The 17,483-nt window shown below is 46.1% G+C and carries 15 protein-coding genes; 12 read left to right on the forward strand and 3 right to left on the reverse strand.

Features of this window, described 5'->3' with window-relative positions:
- The first annotated feature begins 21 nt into the window (after positions 1–21).
- Both QOZ98_RS08210 and QOZ98_RS08215 read left to right on the forward strand, forming a co-directional pair.
- A complete protein-coding gene (locus QOZ98_RS08210) occupies positions 22–975 on the forward strand; it encodes a hypothetical protein (protein ID WP_308786997.1) in 954 nt (317 codons plus the stop codon).
- Positions 976–1,189: 214 nt separating this feature from the next.
- The gene (locus QOZ98_RS08215; RefSeq protein WP_308786998.1) at positions 1,190–3,313 is read left to right on the forward strand and encodes an LTA synthase family protein; all 2,124 of its coding nucleotides are present in this window, start codon (positions 1,190–1,192) and stop codon (positions 3,311–3,313) included.
- A 48-nt stretch (positions 3,314–3,361) separates the two neighbouring features.
- On the opposite strand, the gene QOZ98_RS08220 is transcribed toward QOZ98_RS08215, so the two are convergent.
- The gene (locus QOZ98_RS08220; RefSeq protein WP_308786999.1) at positions 3,362–4,978 is read right to left on the reverse strand and encodes an aryl-sulfate sulfotransferase; all 1,617 of its coding nucleotides are present in this window, start codon (positions 4,976–4,978) and stop codon (positions 3,362–3,364) included.
- Positions 4,979–5,152: 174 nt separating this feature from the next.
- On the opposite strand from QOZ98_RS08220, the gene QOZ98_RS08225 reads away from it, so the two are divergent.
- The 3 genes from QOZ98_RS08225 to QOZ98_RS08235 all read left to right on the forward strand — a co-directional run bounded on the left by QOZ98_RS08225 (position 5,153) and on the right by QOZ98_RS08235 (position 7,086).
- Positions 5,153–5,536, forward strand: coding sequence for a VOC family protein (locus QOZ98_RS08225; protein WP_308787000.1), 384 nt, complete (start codon positions 5,153–5,155; stop codon positions 5,534–5,536).
- Between the two features lie 24 nt (positions 5,537–5,560).
- On the forward strand, positions 5,561–5,842 hold the full coding sequence (locus QOZ98_RS08230) for a hypothetical protein (RefSeq protein ID WP_308787001.1): 282 nt from the start codon (positions 5,561–5,563) through the stop codon (positions 5,840–5,842).
- 269 nt (positions 5,843–6,111) lie between these two features.
- A complete protein-coding gene (locus tag QOZ98_RS08235; protein WP_308787002.1) occupies positions 6,112–7,086 on the forward strand; it encodes a N(5)-(carboxyethyl)ornithine synthase in 975 nt (324 codons plus the stop codon).
- Positions 7,087–7,150: 64 nt separating this feature from the next.
- Here the strand turns inward: QOZ98_RS08235 and QOZ98_RS08240 are convergent, their stop codons facing one another.
- Entirely contained in the window at positions 7,151–7,939 is a 789-nt protein-coding gene (locus tag QOZ98_RS08240) for an SGNH/GDSL hydrolase family protein (RefSeq protein WP_308787003.1), read from the reverse strand.
- A 195-nt stretch (positions 7,940–8,134) separates the two neighbouring features.
- Between QOZ98_RS08240 and QOZ98_RS08245 the strand changes: the two genes are divergently transcribed.
- Together QOZ98_RS08245 and QOZ98_RS08250 are read left to right on the forward strand one after the other, a co-directional pair.
- Positions 8,135–8,506 (forward strand): helix-turn-helix domain-containing protein, encoded by a 372-nt coding sequence (locus QOZ98_RS08245; protein ID WP_308787004.1) that lies wholly within the window; start codon positions 8,135–8,137, stop codon positions 8,504–8,506.
- Between the two features lie 180 nt (positions 8,507–8,686).
- Positions 8,687–9,166: a cation:proton antiporter domain-containing protein gene (locus QOZ98_RS08250; protein ID WP_308787005.1), complete on the forward strand. Its 480-nt coding sequence runs from the start codon at positions 8,687–8,689 to the stop codon at positions 9,164–9,166.
- A gap of 44 nt (positions 9,167–9,210) precedes the next feature.
- Here the strand turns inward: QOZ98_RS08250 and QOZ98_RS08255 are convergent, their stop codons facing one another.
- Positions 9,211–11,442 (reverse strand): bifunctional diguanylate cyclase/phosphodiesterase, encoded by a 2,232-nt coding sequence (locus QOZ98_RS08255; protein ID WP_308787274.1) that lies wholly within the window; start codon positions 11,440–11,442, stop codon positions 9,211–9,213.
- A 456-nt stretch (positions 11,443–11,898) separates the two neighbouring features.
- Here QOZ98_RS08255 and galU point away from each other — a divergent pair, with 456 nt between their 5' ends.
- From galU to QOZ98_RS08280, 5 genes are all read left to right on the forward strand, one after another.
- Positions 11,899–12,780: a UTP--glucose-1-phosphate uridylyltransferase GalU gene (gene galU, locus QOZ98_RS08260; protein WP_308787006.1), complete on the forward strand. Its 882-nt coding sequence runs from the start codon at positions 11,899–11,901 to the stop codon at positions 12,778–12,780.
- Between the two features lie 187 nt (positions 12,781–12,967).
- Positions 12,968–15,085, forward strand: coding sequence for an LTA synthase family protein (locus QOZ98_RS08265; protein WP_308787007.1), 2,118 nt, complete (start codon positions 12,968–12,970; stop codon positions 15,083–15,085).
- Between the two features lie 274 nt (positions 15,086–15,359).
- Positions 15,360–16,379: a GNAT family N-acetyltransferase gene (locus QOZ98_RS08270; protein WP_308787008.1), complete on the forward strand. Its 1,020-nt coding sequence runs from the start codon at positions 15,360–15,362 to the stop codon at positions 16,377–16,379.
- A gap of 198 nt (positions 16,380–16,577) precedes the next feature.
- Positions 16,578–17,081 (forward strand): VanZ family protein, encoded by a 504-nt coding sequence (locus tag QOZ98_RS08275; protein ID WP_308787009.1) that lies wholly within the window; start codon positions 16,578–16,580, stop codon positions 17,079–17,081.
- A gap of 163 nt (positions 17,082–17,244) precedes the next feature.
- On the forward strand, positions 17,245–17,475 hold the full coding sequence (locus tag QOZ98_RS08280; RefSeq protein ID WP_308787010.1) for a hypothetical protein: 231 nt from the start codon (positions 17,245–17,247) through the stop codon (positions 17,473–17,475).
- Positions 17,476–17,483 lie beyond the last annotated feature (8 nt).

Consider the following 17,483-nt stretch of genomic DNA (forward strand, 5'->3'; position numbering starts at 1 on the left):
ACGAATAGGAGGAAATCTCAGATGAAAGAAATAGGCGGATATTTTGAACTGGAAGATCTGGTCAGCCAGGAATTTTATGATGGATTGATTGCGCTCAACACCGGACGCAATACCTTGCTTTATTTAATGAAAGCACGGAATATCACGAAGCTGCACATTCCATATTATTTATGCGACTCGGTCAGTACGCTGCTGGAGGAACATGACTACAATTTTGAGTATTATCACATCAATCAGGAATTTCAGCCGATTTTTGACAAGGAGCTGGAGCAGGGAGAATTCCTGTATATTGTCAACTTGTATGGGCAGACTACAGAAGAACAGACGCTGGCACTAAAGCAGCGCTTTGGCCAAGTGATTCTCGACCACAGCCACGCCTTTTTCCAGGAGCCGCTGGCAGGCATCGATACGATTTACTCTTGCCGCAAATTTTTCGGTGTGCCGGATGGCGCCTATTTGGCGACCGATGCCGTTTTGTTTGAAACACTTGAGCAAGATGTGTCCTCAGACCGCATGAAGCATATAGTGGGGCGCTATGAAGGGACAGCCAGCAGCTACTATGCTGATTTTCAGCGAAATGATGATGTCTTAGATGCAACCCCGCTCCGATCGATGTCGAGACTGACGCGCAATCTGATGGGAGCAATTGATTACGAACGGACGCGTCAGAAAAGAAATGAAAATTATACTTACTTGGAGAAGCAGCTAGGCGCGGACAATCTCTTAAAGCTGACCATGCCGGATGGTGCTTTCTCTTATCCTTTTCTAGCAGAAGATGGCATAGCAATCAGAAACAAGCTTGCCGAACAGAAAATCTACATACCGCTTCTTTGGCCAAATGTAATGGGCAACTGTCCGGAAGACAGCATCGAATACCAGTACGCAGCAAACATACTGCCGCTGCCATGTGACCAGCGCTACGGAATAGAGGATATGGCGTATTTGGTAGAGATGGTGAAGGAGCAGTTGACTTAACATTCACGGCTGATAAAACAGAATAAGGCATACTAAAAGGAACGGGCCCAAAGCTCGTTCTTTTTTGTTTGCCGCAGTTTAAGCCGAGTAAATCCTCGCTCATTTGTAAATCAAATGTAAATAATATTATATTCATGTTAAGAATATTGGAAAAACGGTGCTATAATAAACTGAATAGTTGCATAAATAAATCTTTGAAATAGAGAAAAGAGTGATGGAGTTGTTCACAAATTTCCTGAAGAACCTGCCTGTAAAAAAACTGGCGGTCTGGATGTTGACAGCGTTTTTTATGATCGGCTTGCCGCTGTTGACCTTGTATATCAGTGAAACCATTGTTCGACAGGCATTGGATATGCCGTTTTCGGTTTGGACGACAGAGTTTACAAAGCGCTTTGCATTAAATGCCATTATCTTAATTGCCATCTTCAATGTCTTGTACATTTTGCCGCGCAAATGGTTCTTGTTCACCAGCTTTTCGCTGAGCTGCGTTTTGGTCATCTTTGCGATAGCCAATAGTATGAAAATCGAGCTGCGCAATTCCCCGATCTCACTGGGAGATTTTGCGTTGTTGAATGAACTGCGCGGCCTGGAAAATCCCGTCGATTTGTCGATGCCGCTCATTATTGGCGGTTGTGCGGTTTTTCTGGCAATCACAGTGGGAATTATTTGGCTGGTGCCAAAAATCAAAGAGCTGTGGTGGATGAAAGCCGGCATATCTCTCCTTTCCATGGCATTTCTTGCGATGCTTTGGACCGGCTATCCGTTTTCCCCGATGGACAAGGTGCAGTTTCAGAACACGTGGTGGCAGCAGGAAGTCGGAACGATGAGAAACGGATTGTTCGGCAATTTCGTCCTGCTGGCACAACAGTCGAACATCGACCCACCGGAGGGCTATTCGGAAAACAGGATTGAATCGATTGGCAATGAGTATGTGCCAGCTGGCGGCACCGCAGGAGAAAAACCAAATGTCGTGATACTCATGAGTGAGGCATTTATCGACCCTTATCATTTTGGAGCAGAGAATTTCACTGAAGATCCAATTCCAAATTTCCGCCAGCTTTATGAAGAATCGCTGCACGGCACCATGTATTCGCCGGAGTTCGGCGGGGGGACTGCCAATGTTGAGTTCGAGGCGTTGACGGGTTTGAGCCGCCAGTTTATGCCTGCCAGCTCGGTCGCTTACCAGCTGTATGTCAAAAAGCCTCTGCCATCTGCGGCTTATGCGTTTAAAGCGGCAGGGTATGAGACGACAGCGATTCATTCGTATTTCGGCTGGTATTACCAGCGTGAATCCGTCTACCGCCTATTGGGTTTTAATCAGTTTATCTCAGGTGAATTCATGGATCTCGACCACGCCCTCGGTTCGGGCTGGGGGTTTCCGAAAGACCACAACATCACCAATTCAGTGTTGGAAACGCTGGATGCAACGGAAGGCAAGGACTTTGTCCATGCGGTAGCGGTTGAAGGCCATCAGCCTTATCAGCCTCAGGAAGATTCTCCGTTTGTCAAAAGCGGGGAGCTGCCGGACATTACCCGGCAGTATTTAAATAAATTCACTGACAAGATGAACAGTGTCGACAAAGAAATCGGCCGTCTTGTTGAGGAGCTTGAAAAGCGCAGTGAGCCGACCATTCTTATCTTTTTCGGCGATCATTACCCGACTTTTGGAAACAATGATCAAGTCTACGGCGCAGAAGGTACGCAAGTGGCGAACAATATGCTGGGGGATTACGAAGATTTCATCAACACCCACAACGTTCCTTATTTCATCTGGAATTCGGAAGGCAACGAACCAGAAGAGTTGGACTTGTCGCCAAACCAATTTGGAGCCATCGCTTTGGAGATGGCCGGTGTGGAAGGCAATGCGGTGACCGCCATACTGGATGACATGCGGGCAAAAGGCGATGCCGTTATTCCGTATAACCAGTGGCAACAACAAATGGGCGCGCAGACTGAAGAAATGGAGGATCTGCACCAACTGCAATACGATTTGCTGCACGGCAGCCGGCATGTGGAACAGGCAATTCCCGGTTTGATCGATGCACCGGCGGAAAATTACCACCTTGGCCTGGTGTCTGACATGGAAATACAGGAAATCACCAGTCTTGGCAACGCCTATGAAATCCTTGCCGAAGGCGTTCCAAAATTCACTAAACTCTTAAGTGAAGATGACACAGAGCTGGTGGCCGAATGGAATGAACTGGGCAATGGCCTTTCTTCATTCACAGTCAATAAAAGCGATGTGGAGGCGGGAGAAAAATTCCGGTTTGCACTCTACGATTCGTTGGATAATATCCTCCGGAGCACCGACTATTTTGAGATAGCGGAAGCTCCATAACAGGAAAAGGGGCAAGTGAAGATTGACTTCACTTGCCCCTTTTTTGTTTTATTCAAACCAATAATCATCAAAGCGATGCTTAAACACACGGTAAGAGAACGTGCTTGCTTCGTAATTGAACTGAGCCAGCAAATCGCCTTCTGCACTGTATTCTTCCAGTGTCTTGGCCATGCCGCTGTTGACGACGATCGAGTCGCCGATCAGTTGGGCGTTGCTGACGATAGAGGAATAGGGCACATCGAACTCCTGGACCAGATCGTAGCTGCGTGTGTTTTCATCGACCAAGTATTTGGTGAATTTGGAGCGGTCCTCGCCATTGGCTTCGAATGTCTGGCTGGTTTCGCGGATGACCGCGCCGTCATAGTCGGGACGGCTTTCGTACCACCAGTAATTATTGTTGTACATATACAAGTAATATTGGCCTTCCGGCAGGCTGTCGTCTGCCACATAGGTGACAGAATGCTGGCCGGCCTGGCTCGGAAATTCGCTGGATTTCTCAAGGCGCAGGTTTTCGCCTTCGGTACCTTCCCAGACATCGTGTATGCCGATCAAGTAGTTGATGGTCGGCTGTGTGTAAATGTCATCAACTTTGATGATGGTCGAGTTTTCACGTGCACTGAGAATGACCGAGTCGCCAACCAAGTCAATGGAATTGAAATGAATCCAGTCCCAAACGCTTTTTCCATCCATTTCCACAGGCTGGGTTTCTTGCTTGTAGCCGCTCAGCAATTCGTTGAAATCAATCAACAGCTTTTGTTCACCTGTATTGAGGTCAATGCTCATCACCATGTCCTCGACGGTATCTTTCGACGAATCGGAAACCAGTGTCAGCACCAGGCCGTCGTCGTTGATGACAAAATCATGATGCATGACATAGCCATTAAGTTCATACGTATCGGTGATTTTGCCGAGCGGGTCCATCCGGGCAAGTTTCTGGTCTGTTGTAGTAAAGACCATCGAATCTTCGAAAGCTGCCATTCGGTCCATCCGGTAATCTTCGGAAATAATTTCCGCGCGCAAAGTGCCGTCGTTATCAAACAGGAACGTATAGCCGTCGTAATTATTGATGCCCATCAGCACAAACAAGCCGTCTGCTAGCTCCGTATTGCCGGATGCCGCTGTCTGCTCCATGGTAATCGGGTAGCCGGAGGTGGTTTCTGGTGCAGCCACCTTGAATGAATACTTATCGCCTTCCATTCCTTCTTCGTTGATATACGTGACAGAAACGGTGTTTTCTTTACCGGGAACGAGGCCGATCAGCTGGTATTCTGCGATTGCCGCATCGGTATTTGCATCTTTTGCTGCGCGTGTAAAATCAGCTGTGCCTTCTGCAGAAACGGTGTATTCCAATGTGCCGGAATCCTCTGCCTGGAAATGGAGATAGAGCCCCGTTGTGTTTGTGCCAAACGGGTTTATCACCGCCAGCGGTTCTTCAACGCCATAGTTTTCTTCGCCCTTTAAAACGTCCAGCTCCTGCTGAAGCTGCTCGACCACGTTCACATCATAAGCGGAACTCGATGCGCTGACCCGTGTATCAAGAAATGTCAGCTTTTCCACCGGGACCTCTATTTCGCCGTGTTCGTCTATCTTTACTTCATCGCTGCAAGCTGTCAACAAAGCTGCAACCAGCAGCAGAGCAGCAGGCAGCCAAATTTTTTGTTTCATATGTAATCCTCCATTATGTGATGGTAATCAATAAATCTTAGTAACTTTAACACAATTAGGAGGATAAATTCAATTTAATGATGGAAATTTGTCATTTTATTCACTGGAATTAAAAGGGTTTTGGATTCTTTGCGGCGAATCACTTTGGAAATACAACAAAAGGGAGTGTGTTCCATGACTGAAGAATTCAAGATACAGCCTGGTTCCATCATTTCGGCAGATTTGACCGTCCACCACGCAGAAGGGGTCCGCGATTTCTATAAAGAAGTAATTGGCTGGCAGCACAGCGACTTCCGGATGGGGGACTATGACGATTACATGATGAATACGCCGGATGGCAACCCGGCAGCCGGAATCTGCCACCAGGCGGGCGTCAATAGAGGGCTGCCGCAGCTTTGGATCGTCTATTTTGCAGTCGCGGACTTAAAGAAAAGCCTGGAGATGTGCCAGAATCGCGGCGGCATCGTCCACCGCCAACCGGAAGGCGCCATCACCTCCGGAAGCTATGCCATCATTGAATATCCGGCAGGCGCATTCTGTGGATTGAGTCAGACTTAGGATACGTGGTGAAGGAAAAGCGCTTTGGCAGGAGCCGTCCGAGATTCGGCTGCATTGTTGAAATACGATCCATACCAGGCAAAATACGATCCATTCAAATCGAAATACGTTCCATTACGAATGAAATACGATCCACAGCCTTCCGAATACGATCCTAAAGCGGAAAGCGCAGTCCTGCGCTTTCCTTGTTTTGTGCGTCCGGCAGTTGTACCGAATTCCAGAAAGAAAATCCTGCATATTAGCATAACTTCAGAGAAAATCATTGCATCAAAAAAATACAAATTCGAAACGGATATATATTGTTAATTCGGTAGATTCAAGATGAACAAAAGTCTCCTTATTTCAGCTGTGTAGAGGATGTGAACGCTTACGTGTGTTTATTTAAAATCTGTGAGACAAAATGCTTATATTGCGCTCCATATATGGTATGATGCAAAATAGATCAGCTATACGGAAACGATATTGATATATTAACTCACTCGACAATTTTTGAGGGTTGTCCGGTCGATTCTGTATGAAATGTCTATTATCAGCCGATCAGGATCAAGCAGCATTCAACAATTGGAGGTTTTATTATGTACACAATCGGATTTGTCATCAGCCATAAAAACAACGAAAAAAGAAGAGCCCTTTTGCCGAAGGACATGCCGAACATCAAGAACATCGAGCAGCTATACTTCGAAGTTGGCTACGGCGACGCACTTGGCTTTTCGGACGCCGAATACGAGGTTTCCGGTGCGCAATTTGTATCGCGTGAAAAAGTATTGCAATGCGATGCAATTGTCGATGTGAAATTAGGCAATGCGGATTATTTCGACCAGTTGGCGCCAGGGAAACTATTGATTGGCTGGGCACACGCAGTTCAGGACATCGCGTTTACCGACGCCGTACTGGCAGGGGACCACACCGTGGTTGCTTGGGAAGAAATGTTCGAAGACGGCCGCTATATTTTCTACCGCAACCGGGAAGTGGCCGGGGAAGCTGCAGTTCTTCAGGCTTATCAGTATTGCGGCAAAATGCCGTACGAAACGAAAGTGGCGGTTCTAGGAAATGGCCACACGACCAAAGGCGTGCTGCGCATCCTTCACGGCCTCGGCGCCGATGTTGATGTATACGGACGCAAGCTGGAATCCCTGTTTATCAAAAACATGGGCAATTACGATGTCTTGGTCAACTGCGTCATGTGGGACACGACCCGCACGGACCGCATCATCTACAAAGAAGATTTGAAACGCCTGAAAAAAGGCGCGATGATCGTCGACGTCAGCTGCGACCCGAACATGGAAATTGAGACGTCCCGTCCGTCAACCATTGATGATCCTGTCTACACGGTGGATGGCATCATCCATTATACGGTGGACAACACGCCGGCGATGTTCCCGCACACTGTCACAAAAGTGCTGAGCGAAGGATTCTCGCCGATGGTCGATAATTTTGTCGAAGGCAATTGGACGGACATGATCCGCAATTCTGTCGTCATCGAAAACGGCAGCATTATCGATCACCATATTAAAGAGTTTAGAGAAGCCAGAAACCTATTGGTCAAGTAATCAAAAAAAGTCTCTTCCCGTGAAATCGTTGATTTCGCCGGAAGAGACTTTTCTTATGAACTCGTTATTGTTCCAAAAGTTCCATCGTCAAATACACTTTAAATTTGTCGAACAGGTAAGCCTGTCCCTTGGTATTTGGGTGCATCACATTTTGCATCAATTCTTTCTGAGGAATCTTCTTATCATGCACTTCGTCGGCCATGATACTGTAAAAATCAAAGAAATGGCGGCCTTCTTTATCAGCCAGTCTGCGGCTGGCTGCCACATAAGGCAGCATTTTTATGTTTTCATTGACGGAGAGCGTTGGGTTCGGTGTTCGGATCAACACTTCACTGTCACCGGATGCCGTTATTTCTTCTACGATGAGTTCATAGCTTTCCGCATATTCTTTTGCGGGAATCTTCCAGCCGCCCAGCGCATCATTCAGCCCAGCGGAAATCACTACCAAATCAGGATTGTGGACCAAAACGTCGGTCGCCACCCGATCTTTCATGTGGGAAACGGTGTTGGCGTTCATGCCGGCATTGACAACTTCCACCTGGTCCGGGTACTTTTCATCAAACCAGTTGGTGAGCAGCGTCACGTGATTCGGGTTGCCGTCCGGCAAGGAATCCGCGGAAGTGACATAGTCGCCAAGAAACACGATAGTTACCCCATCTCCAGCCGCAAGCTTTTCAGAAAAAGTAAGCTGTTCAGGCTCTGTTTTTTCGGCTGCCTCTACTTGGGGTTCTTCCGTTTCAGGCAGGAGAGCAGTTTCTTCAGTTATTTTGATCGTTTCAAAGTTTCTTTCACCAATGATAACAATGATAATGAGGGCAACTGATAAGAGATAAATAGAGCTCTTTAGCATCATAATACCTACCTTTCATTTTGAATATTAATACCATATTACCATACAAGTGATCTAATTTATCTAAAATTTCAGAATATTTATGAGCAATCAGCCTCAAATGCCGTCATAGAGGCGTTTATAGCGTTTGAAAACAGCAATGTGTGGGAATAATATAATAATTGTATAATTGCCATGGACATGAAAGGGGCGTTTTGAGTGAAACAAATAGGAGAAAAATTAAAGGGTTTGAGAGAGCAAAATGACTTGAGTGTGGATGATCTTGCCTCAGCACTGGGTTTTGCAAAAACTGTTATTTGGGGTTATGAGAGCGGCAAGAAGCAGGTAAGCGTTTCGCATCTGGCGCTTTTAGCCGATTACTATAAAGTAACGATGGATTTTTTGCTGGAACGAGACGGATCTTCCGGCAAGCTGGATTTGAATGAAATTGCAGATTTAGGCTCTGTAAATCTGGTCGTGGATGACCAGCCGGTAAACGAGGAAGAGCTCGCAGAAGTGATGTCCTACCTGCAAGTCAAACGCCGGTTAAAAGAAGAAAACGAACAAGTGCAGAAACGTTCTGCAAACTAAGGGCAGCTGGCTTACACTGGTTGTTTATCTATAAAACCCTATCAAACGCAATAGAACGGGCAGCCCATGAAACATCCGGGCGCCCGTTTTTTGATGGATACAGATCTTAGAGACTGTTTCAAAAGCGGAGTTCAGGGGAAATTCACAGCTATTTAGAACGGATTCCTGGAAGAGAATTGAATGTCCGCCGAGTTGTTTCGGCTTGCTGAAAGCTTTGGCTTCTCCGGTGTTTCGACAACTGTATCGGCCGGCATCCTGCTGTCGTGGGATTTTTCACATGCAATTAAAGAAGGCCGTTACCGAAGATCGCTATCCTTGCTGATTGGGATCGATGCGACAGAATATTTCGAGTGGAACAATTGGCTCCTGGCCATCCTGATTTTATTCGCCAGCATTGCCATCCGTTTCTTTATTGTCGGCGGCACCTTCAAGCTGCTGGACCGCAGAAAGCATGAAGCAATCTGGAAAAAGTCGCTTCTTATTTCCTGGTCGGGCATTCGCGGTTTAATGTCGATGTTTCTGCTTCTTCAGCTGAGCGCAATGACGGAAGTGGGTGCAGCAGACGAGCTGATTTCGCTCAGCTTTTCCGTTGTCATCTTGTCGTTGATCGTCCAAAGCCTCGGCATTCATCCTTTGTCAAAACTATTGGATAGCAAATAAAAGAGCCCGTAGCTGGAAGTCTTGCTTCCGGCACGGGCTCTTGGTCATGCTTTCAGATACAATTTTTCAATTTGATCAGGGAGCAGTGGCTTCTGGAAGTAATAGCCCTGTGCCTGATTGCATTTCTTTTTTTTCAAAAAAGCCAATTGCTCGCTTGTTTCCACACCTTCTGCAATAACATTCAGCTCCAGGTTATGTGCCATCTGAATGATGGTGTCAACCAGCGCCGCATCTTTTGGATCGTTGTGGATGTTGCGTGTGAAATGCTGGTCGATTTTCAAAGTGTCGACTGGGAACAATTTTAAATAGCTCAGCGAAGAATACCCCGTGCCAAAATCATCAATTGATAAGTGGATGCCCATTGCTTTAAGCTCCCACATTTTCGAAATAGCAGATCGGGCGCCTTGAATGATGCTTTCTGTCAATTCCAATTCAAGAAACTCGGGAGACAATCCAGCATCGGCTAAAGCTGAAGTTACGACTGCTGCAATGTTGCTGTTCGAAAATTGTTTGGCTGAAATATTGACCGCCACACGGAATGGCGGCAATCCGGCATCCTGCCAGTCTTTGTTTTGCTGGCAGGCGGTCCGAAGAACGAATTCACCAATGTGGAGAATCATGCCATTTTCTTCGGCAATGGGAATAAACTCAGCTGGCGAAATAGGTCCCCATTTTGTATGGTGCCAACGCACTAAAGCTTCGACACCGATAATTTTCTCGGATTCAATATCAAATTGCGGCTGGTAACGTACCGTGAACTCACCCAGCTCCAGTCCTTTGCGAATGCTCATGGCGATTTTGGATTTTCGGGACACCAAATCATTCATTTCGGAAGTAAAGAACTGGAAATGGTTTTTGCCTTCATCTTTGACACGGTACATCGCAATGTCAGCATTTTTTACCAGTGTTTCAGAATCTTTGCCGTCCGCCGGATAGAGAGCAGCACCGATAGAAGGAGTTGTGAAAACCGCTTCATTGTTCAATAAAAAGGGATTGTTCAGAACTTCTAAGATTTTCTGGGCTGTGGCTTCGGCTTTTTCATAATCGGCGTTCGGCAGCAGAAGGATGAATTCATCACCGCCAAGGCGCGCAAGGGTATCCGTTTTGGTGATGCACGACTGAATGCGGTCCGCCACTTCCACCAGAAGCTGGTCTCCGGTATGATGGCCGTATGTGTCATTGACCATTTTAAATTGATCGAGATCCAAGTAAAGCACGGTCAAAACGGTGTTGTTTTCCAATGCCTGGCTCAGGCTTGAATCGAGCCGGTCATTGAACAATCGGCGATTTGGCAGGCCAGTCAGCGAATCCAGATAAACAAGATTGCTTATTTTTTCCTCGGAAGCCCTGCGGTCGGTGATGTCCCGGACAATGAGGCTGTAATAAGCGCCTCTGGCCGTCTCCCATGTACCGGTAGACAACTCAACCGGAAATTGGCTGCCGCCCTTTTTTAATCCCATCAATTCAATGGTTTTGCCGATAATGGCAGCAGGGTCAGTTGAAGGGTCCATGTTCTGATGTGCCTGTGGGAAAACCAGCCGAACATCCTGGTGGGTAATTTCTTCCTTGCTGTAGCCGAACAGACACTCTGCCCCGTAATTCCATTGCATGACAAATCCTTTAGCGTCGGTGACCACGATGCCGTCAGTAGCAGATTCAATAACCGACAGAAATTGGCGGTCGTATTCATCAGACAGCGACTTTACCTTGGTTTCGCTGCGGATGCTAAGGATGGCGATCATCAGGATCAGGGCCATGCCGATGCCGACATTATAGGCTATATAGTTGTTGTCCATGGAATTGGCGGCTATGGCTGGATGATCATGGACCGCTTCAAAAGATGCAGCTGCCATGCCAATATAGTGCATGCCCGAAACTCCAAGGGCGATCAATGCAGCACTGGCCGCTTTTAGCCCGAAAAGCTCTTGGCGGTTTCGGGAATAGTACAACAGGAACATTGCCAGCAAAGAGGCTGCCAAAGCGACCACGACGGACAAAAGCCACAGCAGCGGATTATATTGAATGGTTGCCTGCATTTGCATTGCAGCCATGCCGGTATAATGCATCGCAACAATGCCAGTTGTGATTAGGACAGCGCCTGCCAAAACCTCGGTTTTTCGGACTTGCGGCTTGCTGATAATGGCAAAGGCAATTCCGCTTGCAAACAGAGCAGGCAAAATAGATGTAATGACCAGGGGCGTATTATACGCCACCTCCATCGACAAGTGGGAAGCGAGCATGCCGATAAAGTGCATCGACCAGATGCCGAGCCCCATGACAAGAGCGCCGAGCAAGATCCACTTGATGCGTGCTTTACCGATTGTTGCAAACAGCATTCCACTTATATTAAGGGCGATAAAAGCGGAAATAAGAACCACTATAATAGAAAGAAAGATCAAAACCGGATCGTAAGATAATGGTAAAACGTTCACTTCATTTGCACATCCTTCATAAAGTTCAGTGTGAAAAAGGAATTTGGTATAGAAAATAGGAAATATTAGATGTAAGTATAGACATATGGTCCATTAATTCTAGCATCTTAATAGAAGTTTGCTAATTATTTTAAATTTCTGTTAACATTATCATGCCTATTTGCCCAATTTACTATATAATGGCTGTATAAGTTCTTTTGCTAATATAGGAAAGTATCTCTTTTCAAATTATCTTTATTCTGAATAACTGTTATTATTAAACAACGTATATACAATAATTAGAAATGAGAAGGTGAAGAGATGCAAGTTAAAAAAGCGATAATTCCGGCTGCCGGTCTTGGCACGCGATTTCTGCCAGCGACAAAAGCCATGCCAAAAGAAATGCTGCCGATTGTTGATAAGCCGACAATCCAATATATAGTGGAGGAAGCGATCGCCTCTGGAATTGAAGACATTATCATTGTGACCGGCAAAGGAAAGCGTGCCATTGAGGATCACTTTGATCATGCCTTTGAACTGGAAGACACTCTTTTGAAAAAAGGGAAAACCGATATGCTGGACTCTGTCCTGGAAACGTCCAATGTGGAAATCCACTATATCCGCCAAAAAGAGCCGCTTGGCTTGGGCCATGCGATCTGGTCCGCTCGCCGTTTTATTGGCAATGAACCTTTTGCGGTGCTGCTCGGAGATGACATTGTGGAAAATGAAGATCCGTGCCTGGCTCAGCTGATGAGGCAAAACGAGCTGACCGGCAAGAGCGTCATCGGTGTCCAGCAAGTGCCGGAAGAGGAAACTCATCGCTACGGCATTATCGACCCCGTTTCCATTGACGGGAAATTGATCAAAGTTGATAAGTTTGTCGAAAAGCCGGAAGCGGGAACGGCACCTTCCAATTATGCCATTATGGGCCGTTACATCTTGACACCGGAAATTTTTGAGTTTTTGGGTCAGCACCAGCTTGGCGCGGGTGGGGAAATCCAATTGACGGATGCCATCCAAAAGCTGAACGAAGTCCAATCCGTTTATGCTTACGAGTTTGAAGGACGCCGGTTTGATGTGGGCGAGAAGTTCGGGTTTATTGAGACGACGATTGAGTTTGCGTTAAAGCGCCCAGAGTTAAGAGATCGGCTGCTAAAGCTTTTCGAGGAGAAGTTGAAGGAGTCGTATATCGAAGAGAAGTAGATAATATGCGCCCGAAAGATAGAGCCGCTTCAGCCGATTTGGCAGAGCGGCTTTTCGTTTCCGGCCTGATTTTCAGCAGGGACAAATAATGATACACTGAGTAAATCCGATTCAGGCCTAATTTTTCATAAGAAAACAGGGCTGCTGCACTTTGGATGGTCAACAATAAAAGAAATGAGTGTTTAAGTTGGACAAAAAATCTAAATCTAAAAAAATAGCAGTCTGGCTGGTGACACTGTTCTTCATGATCGGCTTGCCGCTTGTGACGCTTTATGTCAGTGAGCGGATAGCCCGTGAAATGCTGACTTTGCCGCTGCGGGTATGGGTAGTGGATTTTCCTGAACGATTTACGGTCAATGTCCTGCTGGTGCTGGCATTGTTCAATCTGCTGTATATCCTGCCAAGAAAATGGTTTATGTTCACCGGTATGTTGTTGAGTGGACTTTTAATCGTCTTCGCTTATGCCAATAAAGTGAAATTGGAGCTGCGCAGTTCACCGATTTCATTAGGGGATTTTGCGCTGTTGAATGAACTGGGCGGATTGGAGCAGCCGATTGGTGTCAATATCCCGTTGTTGATCGGCATCGGTTTGGTGTTTTTGGTGTTGACAGTGGCGATTTTCAAAGCTGTACCCAAGCTGAAAGAAAACTGGATTGCTAAAATCAGTATTTTTCTGGTTTCTGCGTTATTCCTAGGGATGCTGTGGACGGACAAGCCTTTTTCTCCTATGGAAAAAGCGCAGTTTGGAAACACATGGTGGAAACTCGAACTGGCGTTGATGCGCAATGGTGTTTTTGGGAATTTCGTTATGCTGGCAAAGCAATCCAATATTGAGCCACCGGAAGGATTTTCTGCAAAGAACATGAAGGCCATTTCTGAAAAGTATCAGCCGGCAGAAGAAACTGATGAAGAAAAGCCGAATGTTATTTTCCTCATGAGTGAATCGTTCATCGACCCTTACTCATTCGGCGAGGAGCATTTTGCTGAAGATCCGATTCCGAACTTCCGACGGCTATATGGCGAATCGCTGCACGGGGGGATGTATTCGTCAGAATTTGGCGGGGGCACTGCTAATGTGGAGTTTGAAGCCCTGACCGGTTTCAGCATGCAGTTTATGCCTGCAAATTTCGTGCCGTACCAGTTGTATGTCAAGAAGCCTTTGCCTTCTGCGGCCTTTGCATTCAGAGAAGCGGATTATGAAACGACGGCAATCCACTCCTACTATGGCTGGTTTTACCAGCGCGAATCGGTTTATCGCCAATTGGGCTTTAACCGCTTTATCTCAGGAGAATTTATGGATTTGGACTACTCAAATGATGCAGGAAAAGGCTTTCCGAAAGACAGGCACATTACCGATTCGGTCATTGCTGCCCTCGACAAAACAGAAGGCTTGGATTTTATCCACGCCGTATCGACCGAAGGGCATATGCCGTATCGGATGACCGAAGAATCAGAATTTCTGAAGACCGGAACATTGCCGGACGATACCCGGCAGTATTTGAATAAGTTTACAGAGAAAATGCACAGTGTCGATGAGGAGCTTGGCCGAATGGTGGCAGAGATTGAAGCGCGTGATGAACCAGCTGTGCTGGTATTCTTTGGCGACCATTACCCATCCTTCCCGGATAACGAAGCAGTATATGGTGCGAACGGCACAGAAGTTGCTAACGATTTGCTTGGAGATTACGACGACTTTATTGCCACCCATAAAGTTCCCTATTTCATCTGGCAATCCGATGGCAATCAATCCGTCGAGCTGGATGTGAGCCCCAACCAGTTTGGTGCAATTGCCCTCGAGATGGCAGGGGTCCAAGGAAATGAAGTTACGGCAATTCTTGATGACTTGCGCGAGCAGGGTGATGCAGTGATTCCGTATAATCAGTGGCAAGCGCAGATGGGCCAACAGACGCAGGAAATGAAAGACCTGCAGATGGTTCAATACGACTTGCTGCATGGCAAGCGCTACTCGGAATACTTGATGCCGGATCTAGTCAGAATACCATCCCCGGATTATCATCTTGGACTTTATCCTGAAATGGATGCGCAGAAAGTGGTTGAGACACCGGAGTCATATGACCTCTATATCAAAGGCGCGCCTAAATTTTCCGAAGTTCTCGTTGATGGCGAGGCAACCGCTGCCGATTGGCAGACCGCCGGCGAAGGGTTGGCCATATTCAGTATTCCAAAGCAGCAGATCGAGAAAAATGCTGAAATTCAATTGATTGTCTCTAACTCCAGAGGTGCTGTGCTGCGGCAAAGCGATGTGTTTACAGTAGAAGAAACAATTGAAACGAGCAAACAGTAGAAACAGCGGCCCAGTAAATGTGGCCGCTGCTTTTTTGTAATTCTAGCGAGTCGACGAAAGGATTTCGGCACTTTCCTGTATCGCAGAAGCAAATCGTCTTTGTTCCTTCCGAATTAATCGGAATAATCTAAAAAAACAGTATTTTATAGTGAATCATTTGTAGGAGTATGCTAAACTATTTAACTATATAGCATAAATGGCAATAGAATGGAAACTTTCATATGATTAGCTGCCTTTGCTTAGAAAAGCTTCGGCACAAGGAGGCAGATTCAAGATGGATGATATTTATTTTGAACGGAATTATGGGCGGTTGTATGAACAAATTGAACAAGGCATTTGTGAGGTTTTTGAATTCAAGCATCCGCTGGGAAAAGTCAGCCACATGTTTATCAAACGCCTCATTCCCGTGTCTATCAACGGTGAGTCTTATTACGATATCAGCACTCCGTATGGCTACGGGGGACCGCTCATTATTGGTTTTGAAAAAGTGGACAAATGCCAGATTGTCCAAGAATTCCATGATGCTTTTGAAAAATACTGCCGAAAAGAGAACATCATCTGCGAGTTTGTCCGCTTTCATCCTTTGTTCACCAACGCGCAAGATTTCAGCAGCTGCTACGAATTGATTTTCCGCCGTTATACGACGGGCACCAATTTAAAGGATTACGAAAACCCGGTGAAATCAGAGTTTTCCAAGTCGAAGCAAAAAAGCATCCAAAAAGCCTTGCAAGCAGGCGTAGAATACCGGATGACGGAAAACCCTGTCAACTTGGAGGAATTCAAACGCATTTACTACTCGACCATGAACAGAAAAAGCGCTGCTTCCATCTATTATTTCAAGGATAACTATTTTGAAGAACTCCTACGTTCTTTCGGCAAGAATATCCTTTTGGCGGAAGTTATTTACGAAGGCAAAGTGATTGCGATGGGGCTGAATCTGGTCTACGGGAAAACGATCCATATCCATTTGTCCGGAACATTAGCGGAATATCACCAGTTGTCATCGTCTTTTGTTATGCGCTATGCACTTGTGGAGTGGGGGAAAGCGCACGGGATGGATCTGATTCATGAAGGGGGCGGCGTGACAGGAGAGTTAGACGATCCTTTGTATCTGTTTAAAAAGCAGTTTGGAAAAAATACGGAGTTCAAGTTTTATGTCAGCCATAAAATCTGGAACAAAAAAATTTACAATATGCTGTGCAAAGCGGTTGGAGCTCAACCAGAGGCAGATGTGTTTCCAGCCTACCGCTCGACAGCAGCCGTCCGTGAAACGATCGGCATCAATATTCCCTAAGGTGAAGAAGAGTCTGCAGATTTATGCAGGCTTTTTTTTTTGCAGATAAGGCACGAGCCGGATAGTGGTAAATGGGATGTTGCCACTTTTTTGTGGAATCGCTTTAAGTACAGCAAAAGCGAGCTTTCGGTTTATGGGCAGGATGCTATAATGAACTTTAAGGATTGTACTCGACTCCAACAGTAAAGGATTTGTAAAATGACTGCGTACAAAAGTATTTCATGGATAGCGGCCATTGCATGGATGGCTGTCATTTTTTATCTTTCCCACCAACCGGGCTCTGCATCGAGCGATTTGAGTTCGGGCATTGTGGCGGCACTTTTAGATTTGATGGATCGGGTAGCGCCGGCTCTGGATTTTGATGTCGAAAGCTTTCACACATTTGTCCGGAAAAACGCTCATTTTATCGCATATTTCCTATTGAGCTTACTGAGTTTGAATGCCTGGAGGAGCAGCGGCTTCCGTGGCTTGAAGCAGTTGGCATTAGGTTTCGGCATGTGTGCCTTGTTTGCCGCGACCGATGAAATCCACCAATTGTTTATTGATGGACGGAGCGGAGAAGTTAGAGATGTTTTGATAGATAGCGCCGGCGCCGGCCTAGGTGTTGCGGTTTATGTTATAGCCGAGAAAGTTTGGAGCCTTCGCAAAAAAAATACGGAAAAGAGCGCAAAAAACCGGAATAACAATAAAAATTTCTCGTAAACAAAACCTATTGTCTCAGCAGATTTCAATTTACTGGTTAATATGCAACTAGTAAATGCCAATAATTTAGCGTAAGATAGTATAAATCAATAAGAATAATGGAAATTGTAAGGAGTAGAACGATAATGACAACAGCTAGTGTGCATAAGAAGAGGTGGATTGTATGTGGGCATTGATCGCAGGCGGCTTTATGTTTTTTACGGCTATAATTCTTTCTTTGGGACGAGCAAGTTCAAAGAGAGAAGACGCTGCCATTAGCCACCGTGAAGAATTGCTGGCGCGCAACAAGGACGTCGAAGCGGATGCAGCAATCATTGAAACTCGTACCGAGACAGTTGAACAGCCAAAACCACATAAAGAAATCAAAACACCGCATCCATCAGAGCAGCTCTGACAGATGTG

Source organism: Planomicrobium stackebrandtii, assembly GCF_030814955.1.
In the GTDB taxonomy this organism is placed as follows: Bacteria; Bacillota; Bacilli; order Bacillales_A; family Planococcaceae; genus Planococcus; species Planococcus stackebrandtii.